The 14591-nt window shown below is 31.6% G+C and carries 13 protein-coding genes and 1 tRNA gene; 3 read left to right on the plus strand and 11 right to left on the minus strand.

From position 1 onward, the window contains the following. Positions 1–42: 42 nt before the first annotated feature. From BXU10_RS01845 to BXU10_RS01865, 5 genes are all read right to left on the minus strand, one after another. Complete coding sequence (locus BXU10_RS01845) at positions 43–609, minus strand: DUF5683 domain-containing protein (protein ID WP_078225867.1); 567 nt, start codon at positions 607–609, stop codon at positions 43–45. After that, on the minus strand, positions 609–1511 hold the full coding sequence (locus tag BXU10_RS01850; RefSeq protein ID WP_031455882.1) for a ParB/RepB/Spo0J family partition protein: 903 nt from the start codon (positions 1509–1511) through the stop codon (positions 609–611). The genes BXU10_RS01845 and BXU10_RS01850 overlap by 1 nt, the downstream gene beginning before the upstream one ends. Before the next feature lie 5 nt (positions 1512–1516). After that, positions 1517–2284 carry a ParA family protein gene (locus BXU10_RS01855; RefSeq protein WP_031455881.1) on the minus strand — a complete coding sequence of 256 codons (768 nt, stop codon included), beginning with the start codon at positions 2282–2284 and terminating at the stop codon, positions 1517–1519. A 216-nt stretch (positions 2285–2500) separates the two neighbouring features. Next, positions 2501–3760 carry a hypothetical protein gene (locus BXU10_RS01860; protein WP_123921938.1) on the minus strand — a complete coding sequence of 420 codons (1260 nt, stop codon included), beginning with the start codon at positions 3758–3760 and terminating at the stop codon, positions 2501–2503. After that, the gene (locus BXU10_RS01865; RefSeq protein WP_078225869.1) at positions 3714–6209 is read right to left on the minus strand and encodes a DUF2339 domain-containing protein; all 2496 of its coding nucleotides are present in this window, start codon (positions 6207–6209) and stop codon (positions 3714–3716) included. Before BXU10_RS01865 ends, BXU10_RS01860 begins: the two co-directional genes overlap by 47 nt. Before the next feature lie 487 nt (positions 6210–6696). Between BXU10_RS01865 and BXU10_RS01870 the strand changes: the two genes are divergently transcribed. After that, complete coding sequence (locus BXU10_RS01870; RefSeq protein WP_189328045.1) at positions 6697–8460, plus strand: tetratricopeptide repeat protein; 1764 nt, start codon at positions 6697–6699, stop codon at positions 8458–8460. A 187-nt stretch (positions 8461–8647) separates the two neighbouring features. Next, positions 8648–9115, plus strand: a complete 468-nt coding sequence (locus BXU10_RS01875; protein ID WP_078225871.1) for a hypothetical protein — start codon at positions 8648–8650, stop codon at positions 9113–9115. Between the two features lie 9 nt (positions 9116–9124). Here the strand turns inward: BXU10_RS01875 and BXU10_RS25715 are convergent, their stop codons facing one another. After that, on the minus strand, positions 9125–9451 hold the full coding sequence (locus tag BXU10_RS25715) for a GIY-YIG nuclease family protein (protein ID WP_078227882.1): 327 nt from the start codon (positions 9449–9451) through the stop codon (positions 9125–9127). Continuing rightward, positions 9411–9485 (minus strand) — tRNA-Pro (locus BXU10_RS01885). The genes BXU10_RS25715 and BXU10_RS01885 overlap by 41 nt, the downstream gene beginning before the upstream one ends. Positions 9486–9637: 152 nt before the next feature. Between BXU10_RS01885 and trxB the strand changes: the two genes are divergently transcribed. After that, on the plus strand, positions 9638–10585 hold the full coding sequence (gene trxB, locus BXU10_RS01890) for a thioredoxin-disulfide reductase (protein ID WP_078225872.1): 948 nt from the start codon (positions 9638–9640) through the stop codon (positions 10583–10585). 93 nt (positions 10586–10678) lie between these two features. Here the strand turns inward: trxB and BXU10_RS01895 are convergent, their stop codons facing one another. From BXU10_RS01895 to BXU10_RS01910, 4 genes are all read right to left on the minus strand, one after another. Then, complete coding sequence (locus BXU10_RS01895) at positions 10679–11185, minus strand: DUF6756 family protein (RefSeq protein ID WP_078225873.1); 507 nt, start codon at positions 11183–11185, stop codon at positions 10679–10681. A gap of 33 nt (positions 11186–11218) precedes the next feature. Continuing rightward, positions 11219–12052: a GIN domain-containing protein gene (locus BXU10_RS01900; protein ID WP_078225874.1), complete on the minus strand. Its 834-nt coding sequence runs from the start codon at positions 12050–12052 to the stop codon at positions 11219–11221. Between the two features lie 85 nt (positions 12053–12137). Next, complete coding sequence (locus BXU10_RS01905; RefSeq protein ID WP_078225875.1) at positions 12138–12869, minus strand: head GIN domain-containing protein; 732 nt, start codon at positions 12867–12869, stop codon at positions 12138–12140. Positions 12870–12872: 3 nt separating this feature from the next. Next, positions 12873–14591 (minus strand): PspC domain-containing protein, encoded by a 1719-nt coding sequence (locus tag BXU10_RS01910; protein WP_078225876.1) that lies wholly within the window; start codon positions 14589–14591, stop codon positions 12873–12875.

Below are 14591 nucleotides of genomic sequence, written 5' to 3' on the forward strand. Positions count from 1 at the left end.
TTTTTGTATATTTTTAAATTTAAATAGAGGTAAAAAAGCTATTTAAAAGTTGTAATTAAAAGTTAGTCCAACATTTGGTTTAAAAGTTACATCCGAGGGATAAATTTCCGGACGAAGAGATAGTCTTTCGTTGACGTTAAATTGAATCAAAGCAGCATCAACATTTGCGTCAATGATATTTAAGACGTAAAATCCAACAACAAATAAAGCGGATAAATCACGATTACGCTGGTAAAATTTTTGGCCGGCAATAAGTCTGTCATCACTCAGGTAATCAAAATCACCACTTTCCGCGCTATATCCTTCAAGCCTTCGTTTGTATTCGTCACGATACTGATGGTATTTTTTGTTATTGTCAATATAAAAATACAAACTGGCACCAATTGCACCATAAACCAAAGGGATTTTCCAGTATTTTTTATTGTATGCCTGTCCTAAACCGGGCAAAATTGCCGAATAAAAGGCTGCTTTTGCCGGTGTAAGGGGATCTATTTCCTGCAATTTGGTAGTGTCTTTAGCGACTAAAACCGTTTCTTCTTTTGTTTGTGCAAAAAGAGAGACGGTTCCTAAGAGAAAGAACAATAGGCCTATGGGGACAATTTTATTCACTATCCGTTTATTAGTTTTATAATTCTGTTAAAGTCGGCTTCTGAGTTAAACGGAATCGTAATTTTTCCTTTTCCATTTCCGGCAACTTTTATATCAACTTTTGAGCCAAAATAATCATTAAAGCTGTTTTTTTGTGTTTCTCTGACTACAAAAGCAGCGTCAGATTTTGGTTTTCCTTCTGCTTTTGGTTGCTGCCCTTCATGATAATTTTTAACTAAAGCTTCAGTTTCGCGAACAGATAAATTCTGACTTACAATTTTTTGATAAATATCTGTTTGAACGTCTAAATCCTCTATATTAATAATGGCTCTTCCGTGACCCATACTGATAAAACCATCACGAATACCGGTTTGTATAATCGGATCTAATTTTAAAAGGCGTAAATAATTGGCAATAGTAGAACGCTTTTTTCCTACACGTTCACTCATTTGCTCCTGTGTTAACTGAATTTCATCAATCAAACGCTGATATGAAAGCGCAATTTCGATAGGATCTAAGTCATGACGCTGTATGTTTTCAACCAAAGCCATTACCAATGATTCATTATCATTAGCAATACGGATGTAAGCCGGAACGTGGGTTAAACCAACCAGAGTAGAAGCACGTAAACGGCGCTCTCCGGAAATTAACTGGTATTTGTTGAAATCTAATTTTCGAACAGTAATAGGTTGAATCACACCAAGTTCTTTAATAGAAGTGGCTAATTCGCGTAATGATTCCTCATTGAAATTACTTCTGGGCTGAAACGGATTTATTTCGATAGCACTAATTTCAAGCTCAATGATGTTTCCAACTACCTTGTCAGCATTTTTATCTTCTACTGATGTAATATCGTTTTCCGGATCTTTTAATAATGCTGATAATCCTCTTCCTAAGGCTTGTTTTTTAATTGCTTTTGTCATAAAAACTATTTGCTGTTTTTCTTTATAATTTCCTGAGCTAAATTAATGTAATTCACAGCTCCTTTACTGGTAGCATCATAATTAATGATACTTTCACCAAAACTCGGTGCTTCACTTAATTTTACATTTCTTTGAATTACGGTTTCAAAAACCATATCATTAAAGTGTTTTTGAACCTCTTCAACAACCTGATTTGATAAACGTAATCTCGAATCGTACATGGTTAGTAATAGCCCTTCAATGTCTAAATCAGGGTTGTGGATTTTTTGAATACTTTTTATGGTGTTCAAAAGTTTTCCTAATCCTTCGAGTGCAAAATATTCGCATTGAATAGGAATAACCACTGAATCCGCCGCTGTTAAGGCATTTAGTGTCAGTAATCCTAAAGAAGGTGCGCAGTCGATGATAATAAAATCATATTCTTCTTTAGCCTCTTCTAATGCTTTTTTAAGCATGTACTCACGGTTTTCTTTGTCAACCAATTCAATTTCGATAGCAACAAGGTCAATGTGAGCCGGTATCACGTCAACATTTGGAGCCGTACATTTTAAAATGGCTTCCTTTGGTGTTACAGTGTGTTCAAGAATTTGATAAGTTCCAATTTCAACTGATTCTACGTCAATTCCAAGGCCAGATGTAGCATTGGCCTGAGGATCAGCGTCGATCAATAATACTTTTTTCTCTAAAACACCTAATGAGGCAGCAAGATTTACTGATGTAGTAGTCTTTCCAACGCCTCCTTTTTGATTAGCAATCGCAATGATTTTGCCCATTTATTTTCTGAATTTTGAACCGTAAAAATACAATTATTTATGGTTTTTGAAAATCTATTTTGTTAACATTTGCTAAACATTCTTTAGCCTTTGTTTGGTGGGAGTTTGATTGGATTTATTTTTTAGGTATTACGAAATTTCTTTCTGTTTGTTATATCAAATATCAAACAAACAGGGGAAGAAATTATTTTTTAAAACTAAAATTTAAAATTTAGTCTATTTTTTTTCTTTCAGATCTTTTATAAGACTTGTTGTGAAAAATAAAATCGTAATTCCGCCAAACAAAATACAGAGCCACATAAACCAACCTTGCTGCCAAAAAGATGTATGCTCCGTTTTATTTTTCGCTGTTGAATTTTGCTGAATATTGTAAATATATGTTTGAGGTAAAATTCCTTTAATATTATTTTTAAAATCAGAAAGATCATAATCAGGTTCAGTCAGCTTATTATCGCCTGTTTTTATGCTGTATTTTTCGTTTGCATTCAAATCGGCAATAATTGAAATTGGTTTTTGACTGTATTTTATTGTCGAAACAGACAAAGGAAGATTATCGTGATTTTCTATTTTGATGTAGAATTCTTTTTCGAATATTTCGGGAATTTCAAAACTGTTTTTAGTATTTGAATTTAATTCTAATGAAACAATTTCTTCATCTGCTATTTGCGATTTTCGTTTATTTTGAATAGTTACTTTTTTGTAAATAATTGCTTTACGTTTATAATAGGTTGGTCCTGTAATGTCACAAGTAATCTGGTTGATTACTTGTGGTCCGTCAAAAACAACATGGATTTGAGTTTCTTTTTCAGATGAAATTTCAGATGTTGACGATTTTTTGGGTTTAATTTCCTGTAATGTGTTTTTTTGAAGTTGCGTGTTAAAATTCCCCACTTTTAAAATATTAATTGGAAGTGTTTTTTGATCATCAAAATCAATTTTTAAATATTTATAAGTGCTTAACGGATAGGAAATAGTTTTTACTACACTTGCTTCTGTCGAACTGTTTAAGTCATATAAAACTTGTGAATTTGATATTCCAAACCATTCTTTCTGATCGCTGCTGCCGGATATAGAATACTTTTTTTCAACATCGGCATTAGCAATAAACAGAGAAAGCTGATTGTTGTTTTTGGTTAATGGAATAGCAACAACAATCGAAGTACTTTTCTTAGGGGACACTGTTTTTGAAACAATATTATATTCTTCAAATGTATTTAATAAAGCTTCAGAATTACTTTTTATGAAATATGGAATTTCATTTCCTTTAGAATTAAAAATTCTGATATCGCTTAATTCTTGTTTAGAATGTGAACGGATTTCTGGTGACAAAACAATTTCATGTAAACCATTTTCTTTGACTTCTTTTATTTTTCCGGTAATTTGAAATTGACCAAACGAAAAGTTAGTCAGGAATAAGAGTATAAAAAAATTATTTAATTTCATCAGTTTCATCAGTTTCATTAGGTTTGGTTTCATCAATAACAAGCACTTTTATTTTTTGATAAACGAAAGAAATTATCAAAATTAAGATTCCTAAAAGAATAAAGGATATGATTTTTCCGGTTTCAGAAATGTTGCTGATGTCGTATGAAAATAATTTCAAGATTGTTAATCCAAGTAAACTTAGCGCAATAATTCGAATTGTTTTGACTTGCTTTTTTATTCCGATAATTAAAAATGCAAAAGCCAGAATTCCCCACAGTATTGGGAAGCCGGTTTTTATTATTTTAGTTCTCGCCAATCCAATAACATCTTCTGCTATCAATTCACGAAGGTAAGGGATTTCAGATTTGTAACTTGCATACATTGTGCTGGTTTGTATGTCTTGTAATGTGACTGGTGAATTCATCAATACAAGACCATGAAGCATGACTTCTGAACTTGCAATATAAATAATAAAGAACGCTGCGACCCAGACAAAATAACGATTTTTGAAAAAACTGAAATTGTTCCTGTTTTGAATCTGGAACAATTGATAGCCGGAATATACGATTATTGCTAATGAAATATAATGAAGATAAAATGCTATTGGCTGACCCTTCCCTGTACGAATGATATCCGTATGTTCGAAAAAAGCATAATTTGAAAAACCGAAAGTAAACAAAACAATATTTGTAACAGCAATTATGATAGCCAGCTGAGATCCTTCATTCGTTTTGCTTTTAATTAAAGCAGAACTTAACATGACGCAGAACAATAAATGATAAAGAACAGGTAATGCAATGGCGCTATTAATATTTTCAATATGAGTATTTGACTGGTAAAAAATTTCGAGTAAACCTGTTAAATACAATATAGAAAGCCCTATAATCAAAACGTACTTTTTATACTTTTCAGGATTGAAAGTGATATTGAAAAATGTAATGGTTTCGGTTTCATTTTTTAATAAAAACCAAATTGCAAATAGCGATGAGAAAGCAAAAACGCCTGTTATAAATATTGGATTAATTATAATTTTTAAAGGTAAATCATTGCTGTAAAATAAATCCCAGTCCATTATCAGGCTAATAATCATTAAGATATGAACGATTACAGAGCCAAATCGATAACTTGAAATTTTTGATTTTTGAGAAAGCCACAACAATAAAACAGCTTCTGCAGCCCAGAATAGTGTAATATAATTGCCTTCAAACTGAATAGGGATTGCCAGTGTTATAAAAGTCAGTGTTAATCCAATAAGTAAGTAAACTGCTTTTTTGTCCAATCCGAATTTTTTGTATAAAAACAAGGCATAAGTCAAATTTAACAATGCAATTGCGGTAGTAAACAAACCTCTTAATTCAGGATGAAAATTTGATAAAATTGCCATTCCAGCTGCATAAAACAAGAAGGTGTTGCTTGCTAAAATAGTCAATTGAGTTTTAGAGAATTCTCCTTTTGTTCTTATATTGTTAATGATATTCATTAGGATAAAAATAAAATAGAAGGCAAATCCAAACAGTAAAGCGCCAAGGTAATGTGGTTTTTCACCTGTCAAGTCATCGGCGAGCCATCCTCCATAAAGTAAAACCGTAAAAATATAGGTGAGTATGTTAACAAGATTCCATTTTTTGTAATAGGCAATGGCTAAAATTCCAATGTTTAGAATAGTAATATAACTAAAGAGCACGATGTAATTTCCTTCTCCGGCACTAACCATAAAAGGAACTGAAAAGCCACCAATTAAAGAAAGTACAGCAAGCTCTATTCTATTGTAAGATAATGATATTAAAGCACTAAAAGCTGTGATGACAACCATTATGCTAAAAGCAATGGATTGATTAAACAAATGATAATCATGAAAAGCAATTCCGATTGTAAAATAGAAAATCGCAATAGCCCCGGCTACAATTACCGAACTGAAAGCAGCGTAATTTTTACGTAATTTATGTGCAATTCCCATTACTAAGACACCACATAATACGCCAATTCCAACACGCGCAGGTTCGTTGATCCAATCCTTATCAATCGCATACTTTACAAAATAACTGATTCCTAAAACCAGAATTAAAACACCAATTTTGTTGATCAGATTTTCACCAATAAATTTCTCTAAGTCCGGATTTTGTTCTTTGAAATTTTCCCAAAATGATTTTTTTGGTTCAATAGGAGTAATAGGTTTTTTAATTGCTTCCTGATTAGTAAGGCGCGGTTTCGCCTCCATAGAAAGATCTATTTGTGCAGGCTTAAATTCTGATGTTTTTTCTTTTATTGCAGGAATTGGCGCCTCTTTAATTTCTACATTTTCTTCGAATTTGATTTCTTCTTTTGGAATAACAACAGAAGCGGATATCGGTTTTTCAATAGGTTTTTCAGCTGTTTTTAAAAGATCGATTTTTTTGCTAAGCTTTTGAATATCATTTTCTAGATTATCAAAGCGACTTTTAATTGTATTAAGAATGTAAATAAGAATACCAAATAATCCTGCTAAAAGAAAAACCTCCATATAGTTGTAAATAAATGTTTCTAATTGGTAAATATAATAACATTTTAATGCGATAACAGTTTTTTAATTTTTTACTTTTTGGATTTACATTTATTAATACTGGAAACTTTTTTGGTGTAAAAGAAAAATATCTCTACAAAAAGCGGAATACATTATGTGATTTTTTTTATTTAAATCATGTTAATTGTGTGTTTTATAGATAAATAAGATTTGATTTAAATTTATTAAAGATCTTGTGAGAAAATTGCCTGCTCATGCTGTATATTTGCAGGAATTATTTTAATAATTAGACACATATAATTATTCATTTTTATTTTTAATTGTATATGTTTAGCCAAATTCTAATATAATATTTTCAATTACAAATCTTCTTATAGTTAGAGGAAGTTAAAGCCAAAATTTAATTTGAAGAGTTCATTCAACAACCAATTTTTAGGCTATTCTCGAATTATTAATACACCAAAGCTAAATTTATTTTATGAAACTGATGAACTTCATTTTACATCAAAACCGATGTTTTTTTCTTCTATTTTTTATTGGACTGTCAATCTATTCTCAGCCAAAGCAAAGGGAAGGAGATTTATTAATAAATGATTATCTGACCAAAGGATATGAGTATCAGGTAGAAGGTAAGTCAGATTTGGCAATGATAGAATATGACAGGGTTTTGAAATTGGATAATACTAATAATACAGCCTATTATAACATTGCTTTGATTTATGCAAAATCAGGGCAACAGCTTAAGGCAATAGAAATTTGTGAAAAAGCCTTGCAGTTTTGTACCGGTGATTTGGTTGACTTTTATCTTATGAAAGCCAATTGCTATTCTGACATTGGGAAATTTGAAGAGGCATTACCTTTGTATCATAAAACTTTGTTATTAGAAGTTTCGGACTCAAATAACAATACGCATTATAACCTTGGTTATACTTATTTTAAATTGCATAAATGGGAAAGTGCTATTGTTTATTTAAAAGAATATCTGGAAAAAGGAGAAAAAGAAAATGGTAATTATAATGATGCATTATTTTATGTTGGAAGCTGTTATAACCAATTAGGTAATGACAATGAAGCAATACTTTATTTTGATAAAGCGATTGCTCAGAAACCGTATTATAGTTATTTTTTTAACAAATCAGAGTCTTTGATAAAGCTTAACAGAAAAGAAGAGGCATTAAAAGTTATTGAAACAGGATTGATGAATAATCCTGATAATGCTGAATTATATTTTAAAAAAGCTCAAATCTACAATTCTTTGAAGCAGCCTGAGAAAGCCAACACAGAACTGAAGCGCGCCTATGAAATTAATCCTGCAGATACCGATATCCTTTTAGACATGGGCGTTATGTATGAACACGATAACCAGATAGGGATGGCAATAAAGATGTATAAAAAATGCATTCAGTTAAAGGATAACCTATCAGGAGCTTATGGTAATTTAGCAAATATATATAGCAATAATGAATTAAAGAAAGACAGTGCATTTTACTACTATCAAAAAGCTTTAATTACAGATAATAAAAATGCTAATAATTATTATAATTTCGGTAATCATTATAAAAAATACAAAAAATATGATCTTGCATTAGAAATGTATGCTAAGGCAATAGAAGTTAATCCTTCCCTGACACAAGCCTATATAAATAGTGCCATAATTTATGATGTACAAAAAGATTTTAAAAAGGCAATAGAATCTGTTATAATTGCAATTGATTTGGAGCCGGGAGATTACTCAAATAATGCATTTTTAGCTTCTTTATATTTTGATGCTATGGATTATAATAATACAATTTTGTATACTACTAAAGCCATACGATTGAGTACACCGGAAAGTAAGGATTATGGATTATTGTTTAAAAGAGGGGTAAGTAGACAAATTGTAGGAGAGTATCAAAATGCATTGTATGATTACTTAGATATAGTGAAAAACTATTCAGCCAATGAAAAGAAACAGCATGCAGATGTTTTTTCTAATATTGGGTATTGTTATATGGAAGATGATCAATTGGAGGCTTCTCTTAAATATTTTAAGGAAGCAGTAACCTATAAACCGGAAATTGATCAGCTTGTAGGCTTGTTTACCGTTCAGTATTTGCTTAATGATAAAGTTGGAAGTGAAAAAACGATTAGCAAGGCAAAAACGGTAGAACCCAAATTAAAAGAAGGCTACAGAGGCATTGTAAAACTTGAAAAAGAAGGATATTTTTATACAAAAAGACATAAAGAGTTACTCCAGAAAATATTGAAGTAACTTCAAAAAACCTCAAAACCTAAAAATAGCTAATACATTTGTACTTTTTATAAAAGTATAATCTGCAGGATTAGGTTTGTAGAAAATAATCAAATTGTATTGAAAATTATCTAATTAGTATAATGTATTGAAAAGTAAATATTTTGATCTAAAAAAACATCTTTTTTTATTTTTTCTATTAATAGGGTTGACATCTTGCAAAACATTTCGCGAAAACTTTGAAAACCGAAAAATTGAAAACCGACTTACAGGCGAGTGGATTTTTCAAAGTGGTGCTTTTTTGCCTGGGATTGACTTAGCCAATAAGAAAACTTTCTCAACAATGGGAGTTGACAGTTATATGGTATTAAAATTCAATAAAGACAGAACGGTTTCCGTAACTAGATTTAGAGAACCTGATGCTGCACTAAAAGATTCTACAGATTTAATTACTATTCAAGAATCAAATTGGTTTATTGAAAATCAAAATCTAAGATTAAAAGTTCTTTATACAAATTATATGTGGATAGAGAAGGATAAAAAAATGTATCCCTATAAAAAAGGGATTAATTATTTGTATAGAATTGAATTCAGACAAGATTTTACTAAAAAAGTTGATGACAGGATCTTTTTTTTTCCTATTGTTGAATTTTCGAAGGTTTGGGATCCTAAATAAGTTAAATTCCTAAATTACATTCCATGTAATTGTAATACTTTGAGTTGTAAATTCAAATAAAACAGCTTCAGGTTTTGAATTTAATACAATAGAATAAATGATTTTCCATGGTATGCCATTTTTTGTAGAAAGCGATGCTCTGCTGTTATGTCTTTTTATTCTGTCATGAATATCATTTGTTTGCCCAATATATAACTTTGATTTTTTAGTGCTGTAAAGAATACAAGTGTAATCCGTAATGCATTTACAATTAGGTTTAAAACAAAAAAGCCGAACATTTCTGTTCGGCTTTTTGTCGGGGTGGCAGGATTCGAACCTGCGGCCTCCTGCTCCCAAAGCAGGCGCGATAACCGGGCTACGCTACACCCCGTAAGCGGATGCAAATATAGTAATAAATTCTGTTTTCAAAAGAAAAAACTAAAAATAAATAAAACTTATTTTAAGATAGTTATTTAGGATTTATTTTGAGGGGAATTTTTTGTAATAAAGTTTACATTTGCATCTCTAAAAACTATAAATACTATGTCAGATACAATCGAAAAAATTAAATGCCTAATCATAGGATCTGGTCCTGCGGGTTACACTGCTGCTATTTATGCTGCCAGAGCAAATATGAATCCGGTTTTATACCAGGGAATGCAGCCTGGAGGTCAGTTGACCACTACTAATGAAGTGGAAAATTTTCCGGGTTATGTTGATGGAGTTACAGGGCCGGAAATGATGATTCAGTTGCAAGAGCAAGCCAAACGTTTTGGTTCTGATATTCGTGACGGATGGGCTACAAAAGTTGATTTTTCCGGAGATATCCATAAAGTTTGGATTAACGATAAAATAGAACTGCACTGTGAAACGGTTATTATTTCTACAGGGGCTTCAGCTAAATATTTGGGATTACCATCAGAACAGCATTACTTAAATATGGGTGGAGGGGTTTCTGCCTGTGCCGTTTGCGATGGGTTTTTCTACCGTAATCAGGAAGTTGTAATTATTGGAGCAGGGGATTCAGCTTGTGAAGAGGCACATTACTTATCAAAATTGTGTAAAAAAGTAACGATGCTGGTAAGAAGCGAAAAATTCAGAGCTTCAAAAATTATGGAAGAGCGTGTTCGTAAAACCGAGAATATTGAGATTTTACTGAATCACGATACTGTTGAAGTTTTAGGTGACGGAAATGTAGTTCACGCTATCAAAGCATTAAATAAAACTAATGGAGAAGTTATTGAAATTCCTGCAACAGGTTTCTTCGTGGCCATTGGTCATAAACCAAATACAGATATCTTTAAAGATTACATCACTCTTGACGAAACAGGTTATATTGTAAACACTCCGGGAACATCTAAAACAAATGTAGCAGGTGTTTTTGTGGCTGGAGATGCTGCCGACCATGTGTATCGTCAGGCTATTACAGCAGCTGGTACAGGTTGTATGGCAGCGCTTGATGCAGAAAGATATTTAGCAGCTAAAGAATAATTTAAAGAGTTTCTTCAGGTTTTCTGTTTTTGAAATCATAAAGCTTATCTATAAAAAATCTCCGTCTAAATTTTAGACGGAGATTTTTTGTATTTATCTTATTTCCAATTTTCTTAATTTATCCGGCATTATTTCCCCCGTTGCAATTAAGATATCATGATGATTGATAGCAATTAACCATTTGTACTTCTTTGATACAATATAAAGTTCATCAAACCAACTTTTATCAATAATGGTTTGTATTCCTTTTATTTTACCTTCATAAAACCAAAACTTATCAGTTTCATTAATTGTTTCATTAACAATATACCAAACCTTTTCTTTTTCTTCAACTAATTTGTCTAAGTAAGTTTCGGGTCTATCAATAAAATTTGAAGTTGAAAATGTATCAAGTTTAAAGTTATTCCAAAGCCAGGGAGTTTTGTTAGGAGTATAAAAACAAAATGCTTCTATAATATTATTTTCAATTTGTTTCCAGTCTTCATTTACAGATAATGGACGAAAATCCTCTTTAGAAATTTTATTTTGAATAATTACTGCAGTTATTTCTGCTCTTAAATCAGGCCAGTTTTTGCGGAGTAAATTTCTTTCTTTCCTCATCTTTAAAATGAACGACTTATGAAATAAATCTAACTACTTAAGTTTCTTAATCAATTTTGCTTCTTCACTAAAACGTGTAAGTTGAATTGTTGGCTTACCCAAAAGCGAAACTTCAGCTTTGTCACTAATTGCCAGAGATATTGAGATTTCAGCTAATACAGTCCCTGTAGCATTAGCTTCAGCAGTAAAGTTTGCTTCTTTTATAGTAAACTTTGTTCCCGTAAAAGTAGAATTGTTATCGATACGAATGCTGCCTTTTTCAGCAACTCCTTCTATAGCAGCGTTTGCTTTTTGGTATAAATCACATTTGAATTTAATTGAAGATACTAAGGATTTTATAGATGAGCTTTTGCTTAATTGCAATACAGCATCTTCAGATTTTAAATTTATTTCAGATTTTGATTTATCATCTGCAACTAAATTGAATTTCTTTGCATTCACATTCAAAAGCAACTTAGAATAATCGAAACTATTAAATGTAATATCGTCTAACTGAAGTTCCTGAATAGCATACACTATGGCTTCATTTTTAGTAATTACTTTTGTTAATGATTTTGTATAAGTAACACGAACGGATAGTTTTTTAAAAATGGAAGACTCTTTTGATGTATATAAACGAAGGGTTTTTTCTCTTAAATCCATTTGGATAATCTCGTGCAAATTATCGTCGGCTTCAATTTTTATTTCATTTTTTTCGCCTCTCTCTAAATAGACTTCAATATTATCATCTATTTCCAGAGCATCAAAATCACCAACTTCTTTTATGGATGTTGTGACAATTTTAGAACCTTTTACTTTTTCTCTTTTTTGGGCAAAAGTGAATGTAGTAACTAATAACAATAAGATAAGGGCTGTATTTTTTTTCATTAATTCTAGATTTTGATTTTGACAAATATAAAAAAATCATCCACTTTTGATGAATGATTTCTTTTATATTTAACACAAAATAGCGTTATCCTCTGCTGACACTCCCACCTGAATTTTCAGTTTTTTCGATTGTTTTAGGTGATGAGTCATAATTAATGCTTCCACCGCTTGAAGCTTCTGCTTTTAAATTTACGATTGGATGCACATGTACACTTCCGCCGCTTGATGCTTCTGCTACAACATCGTTGGCCTGCATTTGTTGAGCATTGATACTTGCACCACTTGATGCCGAAGCTTTAATTTTTAATGCTTTTCCTTCTATATTAATTGTGCTTCCGCTTCCTGAATCGCATGTAATATTATCTGATTCAATTTCAATATTTATTGTAGCTGCACTTGATGCTTCCAGGGCAATATCTTCTCCCAAAATAACTCTTTCGGTTTGTATAGTAGATGCACTCGAAGCTTCCAGTTTGTTAATAACAGGCATTTTTACAGTTACTCTTTTAGTAACATCGCCAAACGAACTGTATTTGCATTTAATAATCAATGTTCCGTTTTCTACTTTCGTAATAATGTCTTTTTGCAGATTATCATCAGCCTCAACTGTAATTTCAGTTGAATCAGACTGTATGATTACCAAATCAATTGCATTGCTCACAGATACTTTTTTAAAATCACCCTCAACGATTCTTTTTTGAGTGGTTACATTCCCGCTGCCTTCAATTGAGTTCACGTTGAAGTTACAAGAGGCAAACAATAATGCAGTGATTGCTGCAATAATGAATTTCGTAATATGAATGATTATTTTTATCATGGTTTAGTTAATTTTGATTATAACTCCGTTTTTATCAGTGGTTAGCCTTCCTTTGTTCTTTTTGGCATTTAAAACTTCTTCTCCATTAATCTTAATCGACACTTCTTTTATAGTATCATTTTCAATAGTTTCTTGTTCTTCGGCATCATTATAATCGTCTTCATCTACAGGGCAGTTCAGACATTTAATTTTGGAACCCTGTACTTTATAGCTATAGTTACCACTGAAATGTAAATTGAAAAAATCATTTTCAGAATCATCATAATCCTGTATAGAAGCATCCGGTTTAAATAATTGTCCTTCTGGTAAATATAAAAACACATCTACTTCCTGACCTCTGAATTTATTTTTAACGTCTGTAAGAAAATAATTATCCAAAATTAAATAATTTCCTTTAATGTCAATATTATAATTGATTTTTTCTGCTCTTTTTTTAGCACTTGTAAACGAGTTTCCTCTGGCGCTTTTTTCTATTTGTAAATAAGGAGCGGCCTGGTCGGTATGCAATACATGCAAACGAACATCATTTGAGTAAATTAAAGCATTATTGGCAGAATCCTGTACAAACTCAAATTCTTTATGATGATCTAAGTCTTTCGCATAGTAATCATTGTATCTAAACTTTACATACAATGTGTCATTAGGAGTAATGTTGATTGCTTTTTTCTCTGCCGTTTTATTGTCGTATGAAATTTCAGTAGCCTGTTTGATTCCGATGCTGATGGCAACTGCGACTGCGATAATCCAAATTGCTAACAGAGTATATTTGGCAATGTTTCCGATTGTTTTTGTATTTGGCGATAACAATTTGAAACCCAAAAGTGTCATAAAGAAAAACGGAATTCCAACAGCAAAGAACATTAATAAGCCAAATGACCAGATAGGATATTCAGTAAAATTTCCGGCTTCAATAAAGTTTTCCCAAGGAAAATCAAGAAAAACATTTGTACCTAAAGTGAACACTCCAATTAATAATAATATTAGAACAGTGATTCCGGACATAATCAGAATTACTCCTAAAAACTTAGCGAAGATTTTAAAAACCGTCATGACAAAGTCTCCAAATGAACTACTTATTCTCTCAGCTCCCGACTTTACCTGGTTTCCCATTTTGTCATAATCTGCATTTTTAAATTTATCAGACAATGAGTCAATTTCTTCACGAACTTTTTTTTCTATGTTAGAAATCGTTACCGGTTCTCCAGTCATCTCCAGTTTTTCTGAGGTTGTAACCGCCTCAGGAGTTACAACCCATAATACAAAATAAGCTAAGATTCCAGTTCCAAAACCTGCAAAAACAAATATTAAGAACACGATTTTAATCCATACAGCGTCTATTCCAAAATAATGTCCTAAACCTGTTGCTACACCGCCAATCATACCTTTTTCTTTGTCACGGTATAATTTTTTATGTTTTCTGTTATCAGAATTAAAAGACTGATTAGTACTTCCTTCGTCTTCAAGTCTGTAATCTTCAGGTTGTCCCATTACCGCAATCACCTCGTCAACATCTTTCAAGCCAACAACATGTTTTTCGCTCTTCTGTTTTTCTGTTAAAAGTTCAGAAACACGCATTTCAATATCTTTAATAATTTCATCCTGACCAGATGAGTTGTTTAATGATCTTTTTATAGCGTCAAAATAGCGTGTCAATTTTAAATATGCATCTTCATCGATGTGAAAAAACATACCGCCTAAGTTAATATTTACTGTTTTGTTCAT

It is taken from the genome of Flavobacterium sp. LM4, assembly GCF_002017935.1.
GTDB classification, from domain to species: domain Bacteria; phylum Bacteroidota; class Bacteroidia; order Flavobacteriales; family Flavobacteriaceae; genus Flavobacterium; species Flavobacterium chungangense.